Genomic DNA, 20,551 nt, shown 5'->3' on the forward strand with positions numbered 1-20,551 from the left:
TACTGGCAGGAGAATCATTCTGCCAAGGAAAAGATGGACTTCCTGAAGCATGAATACGGAACCGGTGGTCATTCCCATGCCTGCTCTGGTGCAACGCACAGCGGTCAGGATCACGATGCCAAGGGTGTTGCTTACACCAAGAGCGGTTGCGATAAATTGCAGATGTCCTGGGCGCAGGTGGTGCAGAGAATCGACGGTCTGATACGAAAGGGACGCTACCTCAGCCCGGAGGAAGAAGCGGAACGACAGGCTATCGAAGAAGCTAAAACTGATCCGTTGGAAGATGTTTATGACCGTTTCGCAGTGATTGATACCGAGGATGGCGAGTATGCGATCTGGGATAATCAGACCGATGACTACTATGTAGACCCGGAAGGCGTTACGGAATACTTCACGGACGAATGGCTTGCCAATGACTATTTGGAGGAAGTTCGTCAGTCCGTAGCTGCGATGGAGTCGGTTCAGCCAGAAGCGCCTGTGGCAGAGCCTGCCGAAGTTGTGGAAGCATCTGCTTCCGAGGAACCGAAATGGAATTATCAGGTCGGTGACACGGTATATCTGGACGATACAGCTTTCCGTGTGGAGCAGATCACGGACAGAGAAGTTCAGCTGCGTGACCCTACGCTTGCTTATCCCATCTTCCGTGCCGAGAATCGTGAGAATTTCGAGCGTATGCTCTCTCAGGACGAAAGAAACCATGCGGTAAGGGTTGATGCCCAAACCGAAGAAAAGCCCGTTACAGAGGATTTTCTGGGCAAAACCGAACCGAGGGACTACACCCCTGAGTATCAGCTGTTAGACCGTCTGCGTATGGACTGCGAATACTTCCTTGGTGCAGGACAGCACAGCGAAAAGCATCTGTGGGCAGGCAACCGCCATGCACAGATTGCCAAGATGCGTGAGCTGTATGAAATGATTCCCGACAAACCAGAATGGCTGACACCTGAGATGATTAACAGCTACGAGGAGCGCATGGCTCCCCGCTATCTGGTTGCCGCCTACCATCACTTTGAAAACGGCTTCGATGATAAACTGGACTACTACACTCTGGAAGAAGCGGAAAAAGCTGCCCAGGGCTATGTGGACGGAACCATGGAGGATGACGGATTCAAGTACGATGGTGCTGCCGTTTACGATCAGCAGGAGCATAAGTGCATCCGTATCTATGGGGACTACCCTGACGAAAAGGCACACGCACAGGTCAGAGCCAGTGCGGAACCCGAACAGCAGGAACCGGAACACTTCATCGATCATTTTTATGTTGCCGAGGACATTCAGAAGCGGGGTGCGCTGGACATCAAGGAATACAGTTCCTTTGATGATGCCCTGCGAGCCTACTATGCACTTCCTGACACGCAGAGAAAAGCCCTGGGTGCAATGAATACCAGAGATCTGCCGGGTAGTCTGGACTTCGTACAGTGCGTAGATGGAAAGGACACCATCATTCAGGATTATGCCCAGGTGGACGGATGGCAGAATGCCGAAGTCATGGACATTATCGCTCAGCTTGAGCAGTCCATCACCACCAGAGAAATCCCACCTGTTCCTGCGGTGAACTTCCACATCACGGATGACAACATCGGTGAAGGTGGACCGAAGCAGAAATTCGCAAGAAACATCGCAGCCATTGAAACTCTGTTCAAACTGGAAAGCGAGAACAGGAACGCCACTACCGAAGAACAGGAGATTTTGTCGAATTATGTCGGTTGGGGCGGTCTGGCAGATGCCTTTGACCCGGACAAGGGAAATTGGGCGAAGGAGTATCAGACACTGAAAAACCTGCTTTCCGAAGATGAATATGCTGCGGCAAGAGCTTCCACCCTGAACGCACATTACACCAGCCCTACGGTCATTCGCTCCATCTACGATGCGGTCGGACAGATGGGCTTTGAAACAGGAAATATTCTGGAGCCTGCTATGGGTATCGGCAACTTCTTTGGTATGCTCCCTCCTGAAATGCAGAGCAGCCGTTTGTATGGTGTGGAACTGGATTCCATCACCGGCAGAATTGCTCAGAAGCTCTATCCCAACGCAGAAATCAAAGTAGCCGGTTTTGAAACGACAGACCGCCGAGACTTTTACGATCTGGCTGTGGGTAATGTCCCTTTCGGCAACTACAAAGTGTCCGACAAGCCGTATGACAAGCTGGGATTCTCCATTCACAACTATTTCTTTGCCAAGGCTTTGGATCAGGTTCGTCCCGGTGGTGTGGTCGCTTTTGTGACAAGCCGTTACACCATGGATTCCAAGAACTCTGACGCAAGGCGATATATGGCGCAGAGGGCGGAACTGCTTGGTGCAATCCGTCTGCCAAACGATGCCTTTAAGAAAAACGCAGGCACGGAAGTCGTGTCCGACATCCTGTTCCTGCAAAAGCGTGACCATCCGATTGACATTGTACCGGAATGGGTAAACCTTGACCGCACCGAAGAAGGACACACCATGAACAGCTACTTTGTCGCTCATCCTGAAATGGTTCTGGGCGATACGGTGGAAGAAAGTACCGCCTACGGCATGGACATTACAGTGCGTCCCATTGAGGGCATGGAACTGTCCGAACTTCTGAAAGAAGCAGTTTCCCACATCCAAGGAACCTATCAGGCTGTGGAGCTTCCCGAAGCTGACAAGGGTAAGGAAATCGAAACCATTCCTGCAACCCCGGATGTAAAGAATTTCTCTTATACCGTGGTGGATGGCAATGTGTACTTCCGTGAAAACTCCCTGATGCGCCGTGTAGACCTGAATGAGAAAGCAAAAGACCGTGTGATGGGCATGGTGGAACTTCGTGGTATCGTCAACGAGCTGATCGAATATCAGCTTGAGGATTACCCGGATGAAATGATTACTCAGAAACAGGCAGAACTGAATGATGCCTACGATGCGTTTGCCGCAAAGAACGGGCTTATCAATAATCGAGCCAATGGTCAGGCATTTGCTGACGATTCCTCCTACTATCTCCTGTGTTCTCTGGAAAATGTGGATGAGGACGGCAATCTGAAAAGCAAGGCGGATATGTTCACCAAGCGAACCATCAAGCCGGAACGCAGAGTGACGAGCGTGGATACGCCGTCCGAAGCTCTGGCAATCTCTATCGGTGAGCGTGGCAAGGTGGATTTGCCGTTTATGGCACAGCTGCTTGGAACACCTGGAGAATACGATGCGATTCAGGCAGAGCTTCGAGGGGTGATCTTCAAAGACCCGATGGCTCCCGATGCTGTGGAAGTTGGATGGCAGACTGCCGATGATTACCTTTCCGGTGATGTAAGAAGCAAGCTGCGTGTCGCACAGATGGCGGCAGACAGGGATTCTTCCTTCCACATCAATGTGGAAGCCTTGCAGAAAGCACAGCCGAAGGACTTGGATGCGTCCGAGATTGATGTGCGTTTGGGTGCAACATGGATTGATGCCGATTATATTCAGCAGTTCATGGAGGAAACCTTTGAAACGCCGTATTACTTGCGCCGTTCCATTGAGGTCAAGTTCTCCGAGCTGACCGCAGAGTGGCGCATCAACGGTAAGAGTTCTCCCAACTACAACGATGTGGCGGCGTATGTCACCTACGGTACAGAGCGAGCCAACGCATATCGGATTCTGGAGGAAACGCTGAATCTGAAGGATATTCGTATCTATGATACGATTGAAGATGCAGATGGTAAGCAGAAGCGTGTCCTCAATAAAAAAGAAACTACCCTGGCACAGCAGAAACAGCAGGCAATCAAGGATGCGTTCCGAGATTGGATTTGGAGAGATCCGCACAGACGAGAAACCCTTTCCACCAAGTACAACGAACTTTTTAACTCCACCAGACCTCGTGAGTATGATGGCTCTCATATCCGTTTCGGCGGCATGAACCCGGATATTACCCTCCGTGAACACCAGAGAAATGCTATCGCTCATGTGCTATATGGTGGAAATACGCTGCTTGCACACGAAGTTGGTGCGGGCAAGACCTTCGAGATGGCTGCATCGGCTATGGAGAGTAAACGGCTTGGATTGAGCCAGAAATCCCTGTTCGTTGTGCCGAATCACTTGACCTTACAGTGGGCAAACGAGTTCCTGCACCTCTATCCGAGTGCCAAGCTCCTTGTTGCCACCAAGAAGGATTTTGAAACAGCAAACCGTAAGAAGTTCTGCGCTCGTATCGCAACGGGTGACTATGATGCAGTCATCATCGGTCACAGCCAGTTTGAAAAAATCCCGCTTTCTGCCGAACGACAGGAACGGCAGCTGCGGGAGCAGATTGATGAGATCGAGGGTGCGATTGCGGAGCTGAAATGGCAGCGTGGCGAAAACTTCACGATCAAGCAGATGGAGAAAACACGAAAATCATTGGAAGCCAGACTGGACAAGCTCCTTGCCGCTGACAAGAAAGATGATGTCATTACCTTTGAGCAGTTGGGTGTAGACCGGCTGTTTGTGGACGAAAGCCATGCGTTCAAGAATTTGTTCCTCTACACAAAAATGCGAAATGTGGCAGGTCTGTCCACCTCCGAAGCCCAGAAATCTTCGGATATGTTTATGAAGTGCCGCTATATGGATGAGCTGACCGGCGGGCGTGGTGTGATCTTTGCAACCGGTACTCCAGTAAGTAACTCGATGACCGAGCTTTATACGGTCATGCGCTATCTCCAGTACAGTACGCTCCAGCAAAAGAACCTGACCCATTTTGATTCCTGGGCATCGACCTTCGGAGAAACAACAACTGCGATTGAGCTTGCACCGGAGGGAACCGGCTATCGTGCCAGAACCCGATTTGCGAAGTTCTTCAACCTGCCTGAACTGATGAATATGTTCAAGGAGGTTGCCGACATCAAGACCTCTGACCAGTTGCATCTCCCTGTTCCCGAAGCAAAGTTTGAAACGGTTGTGGTTCAGCCCTCTGAGTACCAGAAGGATATGGTGGCTTCCCTTTCAGAGAGAGCAGCAGATGTTCATGCCGGTATTGTAGACCCGTCCGTCGATAATATGCTCAAGATTACCAGCGACGGACGAAAATTGGGACTGGATCAGCGGCTAATGAACACCCTGTTACCCGATGACCCTGACAGCAAGCTCAATGCCTGCGTGGGAAATATCCTGCGTATCTGGCAGGACGGTCAGGCTGACAAATTGACCCAGTTGGTGTTCTGCGACCTTAGCACACCGAAAAATGATGGAACCTTCAATGTCTATGATGATGTCAAAACCAAGCTGATTGCAAACGGTGTGCCTGCGGAAGAAGTTGCCTTTATCCATGATGCAGATACCGAGGCAAAGAAAAAAGACCTCTTTGCCAAGGTTCGTACCGGGCAGGTGCGAGTGCTTCTTGGCAGTACGCAAAAGATGGGTGCAGGAACCAACGTCCAGGACAAATTGGTGGCAGTTCACCACTTGGATGTGGGTTGGCGTCCGTCTGATATGACCCAGAGAAACGGTCGTATCATCCGTCAGGGCAACCGGAACAAAGAGGTTCAGGTGTATCAGTATGTGACCGAGGGAACCTTCGATGCCTACCTGTATCAGACCTTGGAAAACAAGCAGAAGTTTATTTCTCAGATTATGACCTCCAAATCACCGGTTCGCTCCTGTGACGATGTGGATGAGCAGGCGCTGTCCTATGCGGAGATCAAGGCGCTGTGTGCCGGCAATCCGCTTATCAAGGAAAAGATGGACTTGGACATTGATGTGGCAAGGCTGAAGGTGCTGAAAGCTGACCACCAGAGCCAGCAGTACCGTATGGAAGATAAGCTTCTGAAATACTTCCCGGCTGAGATTGAAAAGCAGACAGGCTATATTCATGGCTTTGAAGCTGATATTAAAACCGTGGAAGCACACCCGCAGATTGCCGATGGCTTTTGCGGCATGGAAATCATGGGCAAAGCCTACACCGAAAAGGCAGATGCCGGTGAAATCCTCCTTGCGGCTTGTAAGGACACGAAAAGTGCCGATCCGGTTCCTCTTGGCAGTTACCGTGGCTTTCAGATGGAGCTTTCGTTTGACAGTTTCCGGAACGAGTTCGATGTGACCCTGAAGGGCGCTGTGAGCCACAGAGTAGCCCTTGGAACGGACGCACGAGGAAATATCACCCGACTGGACAATGCCCTTGCAGGCATCCTTGAGCGCTTAGAACGAGCCAATGAGCAGTTGAATAATCTCTACAATCAGCAGGAAGCAGCCAAGGCGGAGGTTGGAAAACCGTTCCCGCAGGAAGCAGAGCTGACAGCCAAAAGTCAGCGACTGGCAGAACTGGATGCAGCCCTGAATATGGAGGACTCTGTGGAAAATCGTGACGAAAGAAGCGAGTCAGAGCGTCCTTCTGTGTTGGCTGATCTGAAATCCAAAGCGGAGCATATCCCGCCTGCAAAATACTCTGAAACCCGTGAGGAGGTGTTGTAATGGCAAAGCGAGATCAGGATGTTCATTTCCTTGCATCCAAGGAGGAGGTCGAGCGAATCCATGAGAAGATGGACGAGCTTGGCATCCGCAGCATGGGAGCCTATCTGCGGAAAATGGCTCTGGATGGTTACTGTATCAGACTGGATTTGCAGGATGTGAAAGCCCTGGTTTCGCTCCTGCGAATCTGCTCCAACAACCTGAACCAGTACGCAAAGCGAGCGAACGAAACAGGCAGCATCTATCGTGCTGACATTGAGGATTTGCAAAAACGGCTGGAGGAGATCTGGACGGACATGAGAGAAGTTCTTGTTCGCCTGTCCTCAATCCAGTAATCCGACAACTTGTTGGGAAGTCGCAGTTTCGGCTGCGGCTTTTACATAAGGGTTGACATCATTGCGTTATGGAAGATACCCTTGTACAATATAATTAAAAGAAAGGGGTTGAGCCTATGAAGCTGGTATTGAAGATATTGGCACTGCCGGTGCTGTTCGTTGTAAAAGTGATTTGCATTCTTGGAAATCTGCTTACAAATGTTGTGTCCTATGTAATTGGTTTATTGCTCTTGGTCATTGGCGGATCTGCGATTTACTGCATTGTAAAGGCTTTGTGGCAGTCCCTGCTTATTCTTGTGGTTCTTGGAATTGCGACAATAGCAGCGGTGTTCTTGCTCGTCTGGGCTGTTATGAAAGTCGAGAATATTGGAGAAAGTCTGGGAGCATTTATCAGGTCATAAGATAATATCAGAGAAAAGTCACCGACCGGTGGCTTTTTCTTTTTGGGAAGGAAGTGATGGGAATGGCAGCGACAAGATTGATTGCACTCCATGTGAATAAGGGAAAGACGGTCGCTCAATGTTTGGCAGACAGAACCGACTACTCACAAAATGCCGCAAAAACCAATGATGGCGAATTTATCAGTTCCTATGAGTGTGATCCAAAGACAGCAGATGAGGAATTTCTGCTTTCCAAACGGCAGTATCAGCATATTACCGGCAGACAGCAGAAGAACAATATCATCGCATACCAGATACGCCAGTCCTTTAAGCCGGGAGAAATCACCCCGGAAGAAGCGAACCAAGTCGGCTATGAAACAGCGATGCGATGGACAAAGGGAAAACACGCTTTCATCGTTGCGACCCACATCGACAAATCCCACATTCACAATCATATCATTTATAATTCGACCTCGCTGGATGCCACACGGAAATTCAAAAACTTCTTTCTTTCCGGTCTGGCGGTGCAAAGACTCAGTGATATGGTTTGCCTGGAACACGGGCTGTCCATTATTACACCGAAGCCGTATCGGGAGCGCCAGAAAAGAACTGTTTATCCCAAGAAGCGTACCCAGCGTGACGAATTATGTGATGCGATTGATGCGGTGCTGAAGCAGAAACCAAAGAGCTTTGATGGCTTTGTTCAGGCTCTGGCTGACATGGGATTTGAGTTCAAGGATGGAAAGCAGCCTGCGTTCAAGGGCGAGAATCAGAAGCGTTTCATTCGGCTGCGTTCCCTGGGCGAAGGATATAGCAAAGAGGAAATTCAAGCGGTTATCTCCGGCAAGAACCTGCACAAATCAAAAGGCGGCTCTGCCAAGGCTCCTGCCCCGAAGCAGTTCCAGATGCTGATTGATATTCAGGCAAAGATGGCCGAGGGCAAGACGGTCGGTTATGAAAAGTGGGCGAAGAAGTTCAACCGAAAAGAAGCTGCCCGAACGGTAATCCTACTGAAAGAAAAAGGCTTGGGCAACTACGACGATCTGACTGCTCATATTGAAAATCTGTCTGCCCGGTTCGATGCGCTTTCTGATTCTATCAAGGTCGCAGAGAAACGTATGGTTGAGGTTCAGGCGTTGCAGCAGCACATCAAAAATTATCGCAACACAAGGCAAATTTATATCGAGTACCGCAAGTCTGGATATAGCAAAAAATTCTTTGAAGAACACCGTCAGGAAATCACAATTCATAAAGCGGCGAAGCAAGCCTTTGATGAATTGCAGATTACAAAGCTCCCGTCCATGCAATCATTGTATGAGGAGTTTCATCAGCTGGCAGTCCAGAAAAAGCAGGACTACGCTGAGTACCGTCAGATCAGAAAAGAGAAAGAAGAACTGCTGATTGCCAAACGGACGGTTGAAACGATTTTGAATATCGACAGGCAGAAAGAGCAGGAAAAAGAGAAAGAGAAAGAGGAAAAGAAGAACTTCCGTTAAAGCAAAAAGCCACGGTCTGCACTCCCCAAAGGGTGCGGATCGTGGCTGCTTTTTTGCTTTTCGATTTCGGTGCTTTCAACCATGGGCAAATTTTTATTCTACTGTTCTTTGAGAAACGATTGAAAATCGTGTAGCCATCATCGGCAGATGATGTTCAAAGGGGATTGGGGATGCTTCCCCAACAAGCAAATTTGCGAAGATTGCACCGAAGGGAAAATCGAGAAAATGAGTGAACCTGTACAGGTTTACACTGCTTGCCAATTTGTGAGATTATGAATTTAGTATCGAGAATAGGGTACACCTAAATTTTGCAATGCTGCAACCCTATCATCGTTGCATGGATGAGTTGAGTATATTGCACTGAGAAAACCATCATGCGGAACATCTGAGATATGTTGGTCTAATACCGTCGCTAATTCAAGACCAAAACCAATTTTATAAGCAAATTCATCAGCCAGATACTCATTTTGTCTCATAGACCACATCAGAAAAAGCATACAGAACTTTACCCATAACCAAGAAAGTGCTGTTGATATTCCTGCGAAAACTGCGGTAATTATACCCATTACACCACTACGAGAGCATATTGCGAACAGCCCCATGATTGCAGAAAAAATCCAGTAGGATATTTTGATTAACAGGAGGCACCCGGATATAAATATATTGCCCCCGCCAATCAATAATTGGATAACAGTATGTCCGTATGAGAGATGTCCGATCTCATGGGCGAGAATTCCAAGTATCATATCATCGGAGAGTAAAAGCAATCCGTCAGTTATGCATAGTGTTTGCCTACCTAGAGCAAATGCATTTGGAGCAGGATCATGGATAATCTTCACTTTCACTTTTTTAGGACAGTATGATGTGTTCTCTTTTGCTTTATCTAAAACATATTGAACCAGCGGGACAACTCGAAGTTTTATATCTACTCTTTTTATATCGCTTGCTCCTGCGAAGGCAGCCAGGCACATTTCGCCTAATGGGGATAAGCTGATAGCTACTGTGAAAAAGTAAATACAAATCAGTTCAACAATGCTTCCTGACGAACTGAACACAGCAACAATCAGCAGAATATTAAGAGTAAAGAACAGAAGAGTTCCTAAGTTTGAGAAGCGAACAATTCTGCCTACACGATGCCAAATATCCATAATGCACCCCCCTTTTATCGTGTTGTTGGTTTGAGCTTGCATTGTTTAATTACTCAAATGTAAAGAAATCTTTGTTTCGCTCTTTGAACAGAGCAAAGACAGTCTCTAACACAAATTCGTTTTCAACACCAACATATTCTTCTGTTTCATCGTCAATTTCTTTCAGCTGCAAAATAACAACTTGCCCATCCGAATCTCCAATAGGAAGCAGGACAACATATTCGTTCTGGCGATACGGTATTAAGTCAAGAAATTCAAATTCAACTTCGTTCCCATTCTCATCATTCAAAGTTATAATGTTGTCTTCATCCATGTCGTCGTTCCTTTTCTTAATATAAATAATTATCGTTGATAATGATGCCTAATAGTTCAAAGAGATTATCCTTTTTGGAAAGAATGCATTTTTTCATGGCTTGTTTAATTTGTTCCGTTGAAATGCTATCAGGCAACATTTCCCTTGGGACACCATGACCGAATTGCCGAAAATACTGTTCTTCGATTTCATAATACTCATTATCAATTTTCGGTTCAGGTGTATTAAGGAAGCTATTCATAAAATCTGCAACGCTCTTGTTTTTGTCCATTGTATGCACCTACCTTTCTCTGCTCAAGACCCTAACATGATTATCTGGTCTAATAGAATCAATCATTGAAGAAAAAATACCAAACGCTGTAGGAAAGAAATTTGCTAATAGCTCTAATTTGCCTTGGTCTCCCATAGACGCTTCAAAAAAGTGGGCAAAGGCTTCTGCTTGTAGATTGCCCGGTCTCGTCCAATAGTTCCTTGAGTGACCATAATTTCCGTGCAATTGACCATTTGTTGTCGCATCAATTAAGTCCGAGAAGGAGTGAGCTGAATCCTGCCTAATACGGGTCAGAAAAGCAGTTTGCTTTTCCACTGGAAGATTGTTATATAAGCTCAGGATTCTTTGTCCGTCCTCAACCAGTGCCTCAGCAAATTCTGGAGTATTGGATAGATTGCTCCGATAGTTGCACGAAGCATGGTCGATCATGTGAGCAAGCTCGTGGAAATAAGTTGTTCCTGCACCTCTTGGATTTGTCATATCAGAAGCTGCATTGTAGTAGACTCCTCGTGAATGCCCTATATAATTTCCCGGTGAGTAATGTGCTGTCTGATCCGGTGGATATTCAGAATCTTGTATCATCAGTTTACCAGCGAAATGGTCAAACACTTCTCTGACATTCTGCTCTGCATTTTCATGGCGTTGTGATATAACAGCGATATATCCGTCTGGTGTGCTACCTTGGGTTAGCACGCCAAGGCAATACTGATAAGACGAATTACCAACATTAGGTGTTTGCAGACCCTGGAGGAAAGAATTTCGTGCAGAAGGAGTGTCCAAATTAACATTATCATATTCTTGTACACTTTTGGCAAGTGAAGCAACGTATTTTTCGGCCTGAAGCATAATCTGTAAAATATCATTCAGGGCTTTGTTGCAATCTTTTACGATAGTTCCCAGCTCATCGTACTTCTTGTCATTCCATCCAATTCCCAATTGCTGATATTTCATCTTCACAGAACTTCTTGTAGTTTCGATAGAAGAAATGGAGGTCCGCATATTTTTCAGTATTGTCAGTAATTGAGTTGCATCAGCATTTACGTTGCTCAAACACTCACCTCCTCATTTGTTAATCATTTCGAGTGTAGCTACCTGTTACTAAAACCGGGATATATGTATCAAGCGATTGAGCTGCAAGTGTTCGATGTCGCCCATCACTCTGAAATACATAATAAGAACCTACCTGCGCAACCTGGACAGGATTATTGTAATAGCTACGAATGGTATCATCTAACACTGGGTTTTGTGAAAGCTCATCCAAAGACATTCCTGACTCAGTATTTTGACGAACATCTTGGATGTGCGAAGCTCGCCTTAGAATGTTTTCTCTCGACCATCCCTCTCGACCATTCCGTGTCCAAAATCCTTCCGGGTTCCCAAGTTCTCGGTCACTGAGATAAACTCCTTCAATATCCCTTGCTCTAACGTATACGAGTTCTGGATTTTCATTTCGAGAAAAGGTATAGTTCCCGTTCTCCCAATAATCTCGATATTCTTCATAGTGATTTCCACGGGAAAAATATCGTTCAGCTGATAGTCTGTCTTGAACAAATGCAAGATTAGAACCAAAGGTATTTGACTCAAAGGTGGTTGTATCTGCACTTGATGGTGTAACAGCAAAACTACTGGTCTGAGGTGTGCTTGCAGATATTCCATTTGTAGATCCTAGTTGAACACTTTCGTATTCACTAAGGCTCTTGGCGAGTAAAGCCACATATTTTTCTGCTTGAAGCATAATTACCAATATGTCATTGAGAGCCTTGTTGCAGTCTCTTACAACCACGCCCAACTCGTTGTATTTTTTATCTTGCCATCCAGCACCTAACTGTTCATATTTCATCTTTACAGATTTTTTGGTAGTTTCGATGGAGGAAATGGAATCCTGCATTTTTTTCAGCATTGCGAATAGCTGAACGGAGTCAGCATTTACCATACTCATTTCATCACCTCCTGGCAGCGGATTTTGTGAAGTGCAAAGCGGCGATGTGTCAGGAAAGTCTGACACATCACTGCTTCGGCAAGATTTAATTTAGAGAGGAAAGAAATTGTTCCAACTCAGCAGCGGTCGGTGCAATGTACGGTTTCATCTGGTAAGTATCCTTAACACCGTCTGTGAAGTATACGCTCCTTTCTTTTTTCGTTTTGTTGGTTCATTTTCGCCAGTGTGTTCGTGTCGTTTGCTGTGACGAGAACGCAACATAGACACAAAGAAAACACAAGGGCGAGCTTGCTCGTTTATATACCCTTGTGTTTTCGACTGGATATGTTAAGGTAACAAACAGTAAATGACACGTTACAGACTGCAAAATGTACCAACTGAAAAAAGAAAGAATACCGTTGTGTGCTTTATTTCTCGATCAGCTTTTCAAACATGAGGAAAGGTTTTTATAAAAAAAGAGTAGTTACCGTTTTTTGGTAACTACTCTTTTCCTTTTTTAAGGTTTAAAGTCCTGGAAGTTTAGGTGTTTTGGGTATTGGTGGTGTAGGTAGCTGCAAGCTTTCCAATTTTTGTTGAATTGCTTTAAATTCAGGGGTTTCTTGGTGTTGATTTTGAACCATTTTTTGCTCTATTCTCTCCAAAGTCGGTTGAATTTCTTTCCCTGATACTTTACGATTTAATTCTCTTTCTAAGGTCTCTTTCGGACTAATGGAAGGCGTTTCTAAACTTGAATAGAAGTTTCACTCCTTCTCTATTATAAAGCCTTATATCGCTAAATAAGCCCGTTTTATGAAGGGTTTCTAAGCTGAAATGAACGGGTTTACACCCGGCCTTGACCTCCGCCCGCTGTCCCGCTGAATGGGTGGACAAGGCGGCCAATCCCTCAAAGTGCTTGGACGCTCTCTTTCTGATTTTGGAGCGTTTCTTTTCTAAAAATTGAAATGGGCGGGAAGCCATTTTAGGGCTTTCCCGCCTTGATTACTTTTTAGCAAAGACGGGCGTGACTGTCAACGGCGGCGCATGAAATGCGCCGTTCATCTTGACCGTTGACTGGCTCGGCTGGCTTTGCTATCTTCCTGACAAATGGGAATGTCTAAGATAGTAAAGACGTCCCACATGCAACTCTTTCTTTTATTGCGGAAACCGTATCTTTAATTGTGAATGTAGTTGTGTCTATGACATTTGATTCATATATCCCCAAACCGGAAAATTGCTCCCACATTGTTTCCACTAATTCAATATTTGTTTTTCTATCTAATTTTGAGCGTTCCACAGCTCGCTTCATAGTTTCTTTTTTACTCGCTCTTAATACAATATAGTGTACCTCGTAATCTTCTTGGGCAAGAGCTTTCCATGGCTCCAAAAACCATGGCCCGACAATCCCATCTACAATTACATCATATCCGCCACGAGCATATCGCTTTGCAGCTTCTAAAAAGGCTTCAATGACAACCAGATTTTGCTTGTTGGATTCTGGCAAATGTGGTGGTATTGCGCCTTTGCTTAAGTAATGAAAAAAGTCATCGGTGTGCATATGCACTGATTTATCCATATCTGATTCCTTTGCGACAATTGACGCAGTTGTTGTTTTTCCTGTCCCCGGTGAGCCTGTAATCACAATAATTCTTCCTTGATTCATCTGTATTTTCCCTCACAATTTGAATTTATCACTTTGTTCCTGCCTGCTCAATCATCTTCTTCGCAAACTGGTTTTCCCTGACCCTGATTGCCCACCAAGTAAAAAAGCGGTTGGCGATTCAACCGCTTTTTTACTTGAACCAATTCTTCTAAATTATCATTTAAGCGATTCTCAAACTGTTTGTCAGTAAAATTGACTATATTTGCCATATTAAGCCACTTTCTCTTTATTCAAAACTTGTTTTGAGTAACGATTCATTGACCGCCAATACTCATGAACGGCTTGTAATTCTTCTAAAGAATAATCAAAAAGATTTACACGTTTTGCAAGCTTTAATTGGTTTAATAAATTGACTTCCAATAATTGAGAGTCATTTTTATTTAATTCATGGTTCAAAACATAGTTTAATTATTCCCTCCCGTTAAATAATAGATAACTATTAAAAATAGACAATACTTGCTCATAAGTAACGGTACTTAAATTGTTTACTTTGGCGTGTTTCATTGCTTGATGAAACTGATTTTTAGTAAACAGTTGACGATATTCTCGATTGACCCATTTTGAAACAAAGTACGTATATAGCTTCCAATATTTATCTGGAACATCTGTGGTATGGCGGGTAAGTTTTATTAAGACACTGTTTACTTTTGGTTTAGGATGAAAGCATTCCGCTGGCAGCTTAAGCAATTGCTGAATCGAGACTTGAGTGTGCAAGAGCAACCCTAGTGTTCGGTGAATATCCAAGGTACGCTTGTAGAATCCTTCTTCAACAATCAGATAGATGTCAGACGCATGGCTTTCAAAAACCACTTTTTTAATAATTTGTGTGCTTAAATGGTAAGGAATACTCCCAACAATTTTATACCTCTGTTTGTTAGGGAATTGAAACTGTAGAATATCTTGGTGAATTAAAGTGACACGAGTATTCAGTTTTAATTTTTCTGACGATAAGTTGAATAGATGACTGTCTAATTCAATAGACGTTACCTGTTTACTTATTTTAGCCAGTTTCGTCGTTAAATGCCCTTTACCTGTTCCAATTTCGTAAACGGTATCGGTTTCTTTTAAATTCAATTGTTTTATTATTTGGTTGAGTACTTTTTCACTCGTTAAAAAGTTTTGAGAATATTTTATATTTTTGTTCATGTAATACCCCTTTTTATTTGCTGTGAATATTCGCTCATTTTTCTTCCTCAATAAAAACTCTACCAGCTAACCAACATTCGTCTAATTCATTTGGGAATAATTCAAGCTGGCGAATCATATAATGTGTACTTGGAATGTAATCAAAATAAAACAATAGTGCTAGATATAAACTCCATGGAATTGGGCGTGTCCGATTTTCGTAGGCACTATAAGTTTGTCGTGAAATACCAACAGCCGAAGCAATTTCTTCTTGTGATGCACCAACTTTTCCTCTGAGTGCGGGTAACTCAATCGCCAATTGAGTGGCCAAGTTCTCTTTCTCATCTTTACTAAAATTCCAAAACTGCTTATAAGCATCTCGCCCTACAAATTGAATCAATAAATCTCCTCCTGGGTATACTCTTTCGTAGAGTACATTACTCCACGAAAAAACACCGCCAAACACTGAAAACTCAGCATTATTTGACGGTGTTGACAATTTATTTGACGGCTAATAAATCAGAAAGCCGTTGCATATTTTCTCTTTTTAAATCCATGGATGGGTGTACATAGCGATTCATTGTAATATTCACGCTGGCATGACCCAATATTTCGCTGAGACTTTTTACATCGAATCCAAGCTCTATGCACCTTGTAGCAAATGTATGACGTAACGAGTGATAATTTGCGGAGGTGATTCCGCTGTTTTTCAATACCTTCTTAAAATGATTTTGCATGGTTCTTGGTTCTAATGGATTCTGATCGCTATTGGTTAGGATGTAGCCAGTAGAAGAAGCTTTGTGTGCTGTAAGAATAGTCATTAAGCCATGGGGTACTGGAATAGTACGGATGGAGCAAGCACTTTTTGGTGTGGTAACAACAATCCTTGTCTTGTATTCACTGTTGGTTCTATCTTGGATTCTCTGGAGCGTTTGATGCACGTGGATTGTGTAATCTGAGAATGAAACATCTTCCCATCGTAACGCACAAATTTCACCTACTCTGAGACCAGTGAATAAACATACTAATATACCAATATTGCAGGAATCAAGATTAGAATACAAGTATTGGCATAATTTTTCCTGTTCAGCACGACTCAAAACTCTCATTTCCTTCGTTTGACGTTTTATCTGTATAGATCGTGCGTCACAAGAAATGGCTTTCCCGTTTCGGGTGGCAAATTGTAAGACATTTCGAATTAGAGATAAAATATCTGAAACAGTTTTAGAGGAAAGTCCATTCTCCTTTAATCCACCAGAAACAAGGAAAAAATTACACTGCGTTTCAATAAACTCGTGTGTTATATCACGCAATTGTTTGCTTCCGAACACAGGAAGTATATACGAGCTGAGAAGATTCCTATATTTGTTGCTTGTAGATTCCTTCACTTTAGGACATATAGCTTGAAACCATTCCATAGCAACCTGTTCAAATTGATCTGAGCTAATTTCTGGATCGACAGTGACAGAATTACTCGTGCACGAACTTTGACTGATAAGTTTTGCCTTGACTTCTCGATATGACTTTGCATAAACATAACCGTAATTGGCTTTGCCTGTAGAAGATCGGGACTTAATGTATCTTCCTTCCCATCTGCCGTCTTTCCTTTTGTAAATATTTTCTCCTTTTCGTGCCATAAGGTACACCTCCTTCAATATGACTATAATTCTGACGGCAAATTGTGACTTTGGAACTTTCTAAGATGGATTTTTGTGCAAAACCTCGTGTTTTATGTCCCTAACATATTGACAAACAGTGCGACAATTTGTAAAATAAAGATATAAACTAAAAAAAACAGAGAAGAATGCGATTCGTGGAGTAATGTACTCTACGAATTTTTTATTTTAAAGAACCTCAAGATAGCTCATATTGTCGTCTTGGGGTTCTTTTCATTCTATCATTTAATGCAATCTGCCTATAAAATTTTATCATATTGCATTTATAAATGCAACTTGCACCCGATGTTGGTTGTTGAGATTTTTGGTACATTTTATAATGTATAGCAGAATCATACACAGCATGGAGGTGATTGAAACGCAACCGGAAATTGATTACGTTAAGATTGGTCAGCGCATTAGAGCTGCCCGACTGGAAAAGGGTTATAGTCAGGCTGATTTGGGTGCGTTGGTTGGTTGCTCGAACAATCATATGAGCCATGTTGAAGTTGGACAGACGAAAGTTTCTTTGGCAATGCTTCTAAAACTGGCATTCGTCTTGGAAAAGAACTTTGACTATTTTTTACTGGATACCCCATATGCAAAATGCGACAGCATCATTGATAATGAGATTGCTGCAAAACTGAAAAAGTGTAATGTAACAACATTGATAACCGTAGGAAAGTTGATTGATGTCTTGATTGACCAGCAAGAGATGATAAAAAAAGCGGAGCTTGATTGATATAATGAAAAAGAAGCCCATTGACGGTACAGAGTGAACTGCTATGGGGTTCTTTTTTGCAGCACAATATACTGATTCTTTAAGAAGCAAAAAGTCCACCAGTCATGATGCACTACGCATCGTACTGGTGGACTTTTTCTGTAAAGATATAAAAATAGATATTCATATATCGCCATAACCAATGTCGTTATCGTAGGCATGAAGATCTTCTTTCAGGAAATCTGCTTTACGAATATACATCGAATTTACCAGCTCTCCTTTTTCGTGGAGCAGGCTGAATTTGTAGTCTAATAATGCTGCCGGTACATAGAGCATTTTAGCCGTTTCAAAAAATGTGTGTTCCGAAAGGCATTCCAGGACTTTCCCATCTTCTAACAGAAGCTCCGCCGCAAAGAAGTTTGCTTCATTTTCTTCGATTGATCTATCATCAAAAACTTCCATTTCTTGAAAGCCGTGCATCATAGCGATTTTTGTATGCAGGACAGCGTGTCCTAATTCATGTGCGACTAATATACGCTCCAGGATACCGTTCACATTGTGATCTATCACGATATTCTTTTGTCTGGACTGGTAATAGAAGAAGCCCTTCAATTTCTTCTGTAAATCGTAATAGTGGATTTTGATACCTAACAGCTGACATAGCTCGTAAGGGTCTCTGGTGTGATATTTTCGCACAAGCTTATCGACAGTTTCAATGATATGCTCTGCCGTTTTCATTTGCTTCACCTCCGAATCGCACACAGAAAACATATTCTGTGCTTGAGGATTTTACTCTTTATCTTTATGCTTTCTGTATTTCTTCGGAGTGTACTTTTCCCGTGCTGTTTTCTTAGAGTCCATATAAACTGACATAATCGCCTGGAAGAATACATCTTTTGCGTCCTCGTCCAATTCTCCACCGGCAAACAGAGAATTTACACGACCCAACACTTCCTGAGCTTCTTTTGCTCCTTTTGAACCGAAGTTTTCCTTTGCCTCTAAAATAAACATATCCTGATCTATATGGCTCTGGCTATCCGTTTCAGATTCGTCCAAAAGATAGGACACAGAGATATGCAGTGCTTCAGCAAGTTTTCTGATGTTGCTTTTTCTGGGGAGTGTTCCGAGCTGCTCATAGGTGTAAAGGGATCTTTCGGAAATGCCGGTCATCTGGGCAAGCTCCGTTTGAGATAGGTTCATAGCCAAACGAGCTTCTTTAATTTTTTCTCCAAATGTCATGGTAGTATCCTTCCTTTCAAAAAATATTTATTCGTAACTTCCGATTATTTGTTGACAAACTTCTGGAAAATGCTATAATAAGAATCATAACAGAAGTTTTAATTCCACTTAATTATATATCGGAACTTTTATAAAGTCAAGAACTTCCGATTTCACTTCTGTTATTTTAATCAAATATCGGAAGTTATAGTCATTCTTGTCCCATGGTATTTGTTTCCCTTTAGCCAAGTGACAGGAGTTAGAAAGGAATTCTTATTTTATGGATTAGGCTGAAAGGAGATTCTGAATGAGCAGATATAATACACAGGTATTAAGCAGTATTCGAATGCTTTGCCGGATGCAGAACATTGACGAGAAGGTTCTGTATGAAAGAGCAAAGCTGATTTTATCCATATATCGAGAGGTGTGCTGGTCTACCATTGATCGTGCGAATGATGTATGTGATACCCTTATTTGTACTTACGGTGACAGCTTAGATGGTGCATTGATTTATCTGGAGAACTTTGCTCCGGATGAAGCGAGAGAACGATTTGAAGAACGCATTCGCAGCTTATTTGAGACAAAGTGGATCATTGAACTGGTAGATATGGCTATGTTGAAAATCAGAGAATATCCAGATAAAGGCGCTCTGTACTGTGAGATTATCTCAAAGGCATATCTCAACCGCTTCAAGTACAGGGAATCAGAAATGCTGGAGGTTTTGAATATGGAACGCAGCACCTACTATGACCGAAAGAAAGAAGCGATACTGTTATTTGGTCTGTCACTTTGGGGAACAGCCATTCCTAAATTGAAAGATTTCCTGGAAAGTGCCCGGGAGGAAGAAGCATTGTGTTATTGTGAATGCTAAGACAGGATTTTAGTCCGACTAAAATCCGATGAAAATACGACGGTTCCCCTACTGAAAGTCCGACTTGTCCAGTGTTAAAATGGCTATGCTGGGAGATAGCGGCATAAAATTGAATAGAGAGAGTTACGCCTCGTGCCTGTAATGGGTACGGGGCTTTTTTTATACCTGCCTATTTTCCCCCATAATTAACACAAAGGCATGAACGAGAGCTTGGAGTAATTTACTCCGGCTCTTTTTTTATGCCTGCAAGGAGGACAGGCAGATGGCAAAGGGTATTGAGAATCGGGCACGATCTCCTCCCGCTGTTTTTGATTTTGCAACTTCACAAATTCAAAAACACGGAGGAACGAAAATGTATTACGACTTGGTTGAAAGCGGAAAAAGAATTAAAGCCTTGAGAAAGGAACATGGGCTTACACAGGAACAGCTTGCGGAGCAGTTAGGTGTTGCCGCAAACACCATTGCACGAATTGAAACCGGCAACAGAGGTATCTCTATTGATTTGGCAATCGAACTGGTTGTGCGCTTTGAGACAACCCTTGATTACATATTTTTAGGTCGTGAATAACCTCAAAACTATACCTACGAGGCAATAAAAACTTGCATGAGGAACAGGTACAATTTAGATACAGCCAAAGAAAATCGGCTGCTTGATCCTTGAAAACTGAATACACAGTCATCGAATACGTTCCTGTTGCCGGTGCGAGAGCATCAGCCACATCAGCGGTACGCCGAGACGTATCGGATAGAGAAACAGAACGACTTTCTTCTATAAATTAAGCGCTTGTCTCTCTCCCGATGCCAGCGATCAATACTGGCTTGTAAATATTGGGTTGCTCCCAATACGGCCATGAAAGCAACAGGATTAAAGATACTTCTCTACGGAGCTGGCGGAGAACCCGGCAGAGGTTAGATTCCTATGGAACTGATTCGCAATCAGTCGTTCGGTGATTCCCTGAGGGCGTAAGCCCTCTTTCCCAGGGGTGCGTGGCAAATATGGGACACATAGACTTTTGGACTGACTGCCTGATTCCTTTCTGGCAGTCAGTTATTACATAGCCAACGAAA

At 43.7% G+C, this 20,551-nt stretch carries 18 protein-coding genes and 3 pseudogenes; 7 read left to right on the plus strand and 14 right to left on the minus strand.

The annotated features are described in order from the left end of the window. Nucleotides 1–672 precede the first annotated feature (672 nt). From DW739_RS04760 to DW739_RS04775, 4 genes are all read left to right on the plus strand, one after another. The gene (locus tag DW739_RS04760) at nucleotides 673–6,375 is read left to right on the plus strand and encodes an LPD11 domain-containing protein (RefSeq protein ID WP_223385287.1); all 5,703 of its coding nucleotides are present in this window, start codon (nucleotides 673–675) and stop codon (nucleotides 6,373–6,375) included. Beyond that, entirely contained in the window at nucleotides 6,375–6,707 is a 333-nt protein-coding gene (mobC, locus tag DW739_RS04765; protein WP_002578947.1) for a plasmid mobilization relaxosome protein MobC, read from the plus strand. The genes DW739_RS04760 and mobC overlap by 1 nt, the downstream gene beginning before the upstream one ends. Before the next feature lie 116 nt (nucleotides 6,708–6,823). After that, nucleotides 6,824–7,108 (plus strand): hypothetical protein, encoded by a 285-nt coding sequence (locus tag DW739_RS04770; RefSeq protein WP_002578946.1) that lies wholly within the window; start codon nucleotides 6,824–6,826, stop codon nucleotides 7,106–7,108. A gap of 62 nt (nucleotides 7,109–7,170) precedes the next feature. Continuing rightward, nucleotides 7,171–8,583, plus strand: coding sequence for a relaxase/mobilization nuclease domain-containing protein (locus tag DW739_RS04775; RefSeq protein ID WP_002578945.1), 1,413 nt, complete (start codon nucleotides 7,171–7,173; stop codon nucleotides 8,581–8,583). 278 nt (nucleotides 8,584–8,861) lie between these two features. Here DW739_RS04775 and DW739_RS04780 read toward each other — a convergent pair whose 3' ends face one another. The 12 genes and pseudogenes from DW739_RS04780 to DW739_RS04845 form a co-directional block, all read right to left on the minus strand. Next, entirely contained in the window at nucleotides 8,862–9,731 is an 870-nt protein-coding gene (locus tag DW739_RS04780; RefSeq protein WP_118742724.1) for a zinc metalloprotease HtpX, read from the minus strand. A 49-nt stretch (nucleotides 9,732–9,780) separates the two neighbouring features. Further along, entirely contained in the window at nucleotides 9,781–10,044 is a 264-nt protein-coding gene (locus DW739_RS04785; RefSeq protein WP_002304397.1) for a DUF1292 domain-containing protein, read from the minus strand. Between the two features lie 16 nt (nucleotides 10,045–10,060). Then, a complete protein-coding gene (locus tag DW739_RS04790) occupies nucleotides 10,061–10,315 on the minus strand; it encodes a hypothetical protein (protein WP_002588965.1) in 255 nt (84 codons plus the stop codon). 9 nt (nucleotides 10,316–10,324) lie between these two features. After that, nucleotides 10,325–11,365 carry a hypothetical protein gene (locus DW739_RS04795; protein ID WP_002304399.1) on the minus strand — a complete coding sequence of 347 codons (1,041 nt, stop codon included), beginning with the start codon at nucleotides 11,363–11,365 and terminating at the stop codon, nucleotides 10,325–10,327. A 19-nt stretch (nucleotides 11,366–11,384) separates the two neighbouring features. Next, a complete protein-coding gene (locus DW739_RS04800) occupies nucleotides 11,385–12,254 on the minus strand; it encodes a hypothetical protein (protein WP_002578944.1) in 870 nt (289 codons plus the stop codon). Nucleotides 12,255–12,757: 503 nt separating this feature from the next. Further along, nucleotides 12,758–13,061: pseudogene (locus DW739_RS15340) on the minus strand (toxin zeta); the annotation flags it as partial. Between the two features lie 286 nt (nucleotides 13,062–13,347). Next, on the minus strand, nucleotides 13,348–13,893 hold the full coding sequence (locus DW739_RS04820) for an AAA family ATPase (RefSeq protein ID WP_002304402.1): 546 nt from the start codon (nucleotides 13,891–13,893) through the stop codon (nucleotides 13,348–13,350). 60 nt (nucleotides 13,894–13,953) lie between these two features. Continuing rightward, nucleotides 13,954–14,102, minus strand: a pseudogene (locus DW739_RS15345) (zeta toxin family protein); the annotation flags it as partial. A 1-nt stretch (nucleotide 14,103) separates the two neighbouring features. Then, nucleotides 14,104–14,301 (minus strand): annotated as a pseudogene (locus DW739_RS04830) (antitoxin); the annotation flags it as partial. Next, nucleotides 14,302–15,069, minus strand: a complete 768-nt coding sequence (erm(B), locus tag DW739_RS04835) for a 23S rRNA (adenine(2058)-N(6))-methyltransferase Erm(B) (RefSeq protein WP_279221036.1) — start codon at nucleotides 15,067–15,069, stop codon at nucleotides 14,302–14,304. Nucleotides 15,070–15,073: 4 nt separating this feature from the next. Further along, the gene (locus DW739_RS04840) at nucleotides 15,074–15,418 is read right to left on the minus strand and encodes a helix-turn-helix transcriptional regulator (protein WP_198957774.1); all 345 of its coding nucleotides are present in this window, start codon (nucleotides 15,416–15,418) and stop codon (nucleotides 15,074–15,076) included. A gap of 100 nt (nucleotides 15,419–15,518) precedes the next feature. Next, nucleotides 15,519–16,655: a site-specific integrase gene (locus tag DW739_RS04845; RefSeq protein ID WP_002304408.1), complete on the minus strand. Its 1,137-nt coding sequence runs from the start codon at nucleotides 16,653–16,655 to the stop codon at nucleotides 15,519–15,521. A gap of 382 nt (nucleotides 16,656–17,037) precedes the next feature. Here DW739_RS04845 and DW739_RS04850 point away from each other — a divergent pair, with 382 nt between their 5' ends. Beyond that, nucleotides 17,038–17,415, plus strand: coding sequence for a helix-turn-helix transcriptional regulator (locus tag DW739_RS04850; RefSeq protein WP_002578940.1), 378 nt, complete (start codon nucleotides 17,038–17,040; stop codon nucleotides 17,413–17,415). A gap of 162 nt (nucleotides 17,416–17,577) precedes the next feature. Here DW739_RS04850 and DW739_RS04855 read toward each other — a convergent pair whose 3' ends face one another. Both DW739_RS04855 and DW739_RS04860 read right to left on the minus strand, forming a co-directional pair. Then, nucleotides 17,578–18,132 carry an ImmA/IrrE family metallo-endopeptidase gene (locus tag DW739_RS04855; protein WP_002304410.1) on the minus strand — a complete coding sequence of 185 codons (555 nt, stop codon included), beginning with the start codon at nucleotides 18,130–18,132 and terminating at the stop codon, nucleotides 17,578–17,580. Nucleotides 18,133–18,183: 51 nt separating this feature from the next. Further along, complete coding sequence (locus DW739_RS04860; RefSeq protein WP_002304411.1) at nucleotides 18,184–18,633, minus strand: helix-turn-helix transcriptional regulator; 450 nt, start codon at nucleotides 18,631–18,633, stop codon at nucleotides 18,184–18,186. Between the two features lie 286 nt (nucleotides 18,634–18,919). Between DW739_RS04860 and DW739_RS04865 the strand changes: the two genes are divergently transcribed. Beyond that, the gene (locus DW739_RS04865) at nucleotides 18,920–19,483 is read left to right on the plus strand and encodes a hypothetical protein (RefSeq protein ID WP_002304412.1); all 564 of its coding nucleotides are present in this window, start codon (nucleotides 18,920–18,922) and stop codon (nucleotides 19,481–19,483) included. 262 nt (nucleotides 19,484–19,745) lie between these two features. Then, entirely contained in the window at nucleotides 19,746–20,051 is a 306-nt protein-coding gene (locus tag DW739_RS04870; RefSeq protein ID WP_002304413.1) for a helix-turn-helix transcriptional regulator, read from the plus strand. Nucleotides 20,052–20,551 lie beyond the last annotated feature (500 nt).

The sequence above is a fragment of the Clostridium sp. AM28-20LB genome, assembly GCF_003480665.1.
In the GTDB taxonomy this organism is placed as follows: Bacteria; Bacillota; Clostridia; order Lachnospirales; family Lachnospiraceae; genus Otoolea; species Otoolea fessa.

Coding starts and splice junctions, on each gene's coding strand:
- DW739_RS04785 (WP_002304397.1), bottom strand. CDS start 10,044: ATGGATGAAGACAACATTATAACTTTGAATGATGAGAATGGGAACGAA.
- DW739_RS04800 (WP_002578944.1), bottom strand. CDS start 12,254: ATGAGTATGGTAAATGCTGACTCCGTTCAGCTATTCGCAATGCTGAAA.
- DW739_RS04790 (WP_002588965.1), bottom strand. CDS start 10,315: ATGGACAAAAACAAGAGCGTTGCAGATTTTATGAATAGCTTCCTTAAT.
- DW739_RS04855 (WP_002304410.1), bottom strand. CDS start 18,132: ATGAAAACGGCAGAGCATATCATTGAAACTGTCGATAAGCTTGTGCGA.
- mobC (WP_002578947.1), top strand. CDS start 6,375: ATGGCAAAGCGAGATCAGGATGTTCATTTCCTTGCATCCAAGGAGGAG.
- DW739_RS04845 (WP_002304408.1), bottom strand. CDS start 16,655: ATGGCACGAAAAGGAGAAAATATTTACAAAAGGAAAGACGGCAGATGG.
- DW739_RS04760 (WP_223385287.1), top strand. CDS start 673: ATGCTCTCTCAGGACGAAAGAAACCATGCGGTAAGGGTTGATGCCCAA.
- DW739_RS04850 (WP_002578940.1), top strand. CDS start 17,038: ATGGAGGTGATTGAAACGCAACCGGAAATTGATTACGTTAAGATTGGT.
- DW739_RS04775 (WP_002578945.1), top strand. CDS start 7,171: ATGGCAGCGACAAGATTGATTGCACTCCATGTGAATAAGGGAAAGACG.
- DW739_RS04860 (WP_002304411.1), bottom strand. CDS start 18,633: ATGACATTTGGAGAAAAAATTAAAGAAGCTCGTTTGGCTATGAACCTA.
- DW739_RS04820 (WP_002304402.1), bottom strand. CDS start 13,893: ATGAATCAAGGAAGAATTATTGTGATTACAGGCTCACCGGGGACAGGA.
- DW739_RS04780 (WP_118742724.1), bottom strand. CDS start 9,731: ATGGATATTTGGCATCGTGTAGGCAGAATTGTTCGCTTCTCAAACTTA.
- DW739_RS04870 (WP_002304413.1), top strand. CDS start 19,746: ATGGCAAAGGGTATTGAGAATCGGGCACGATCTCCTCCCGCTGTTTTT.
- DW739_RS04770 (WP_002578946.1), top strand. CDS start 6,824: ATGAAGCTGGTATTGAAGATATTGGCACTGCCGGTGCTGTTCGTTGTA.
- DW739_RS04865 (WP_002304412.1), top strand. CDS start 18,920: ATGAGCAGATATAATACACAGGTATTAAGCAGTATTCGAATGCTTTGC.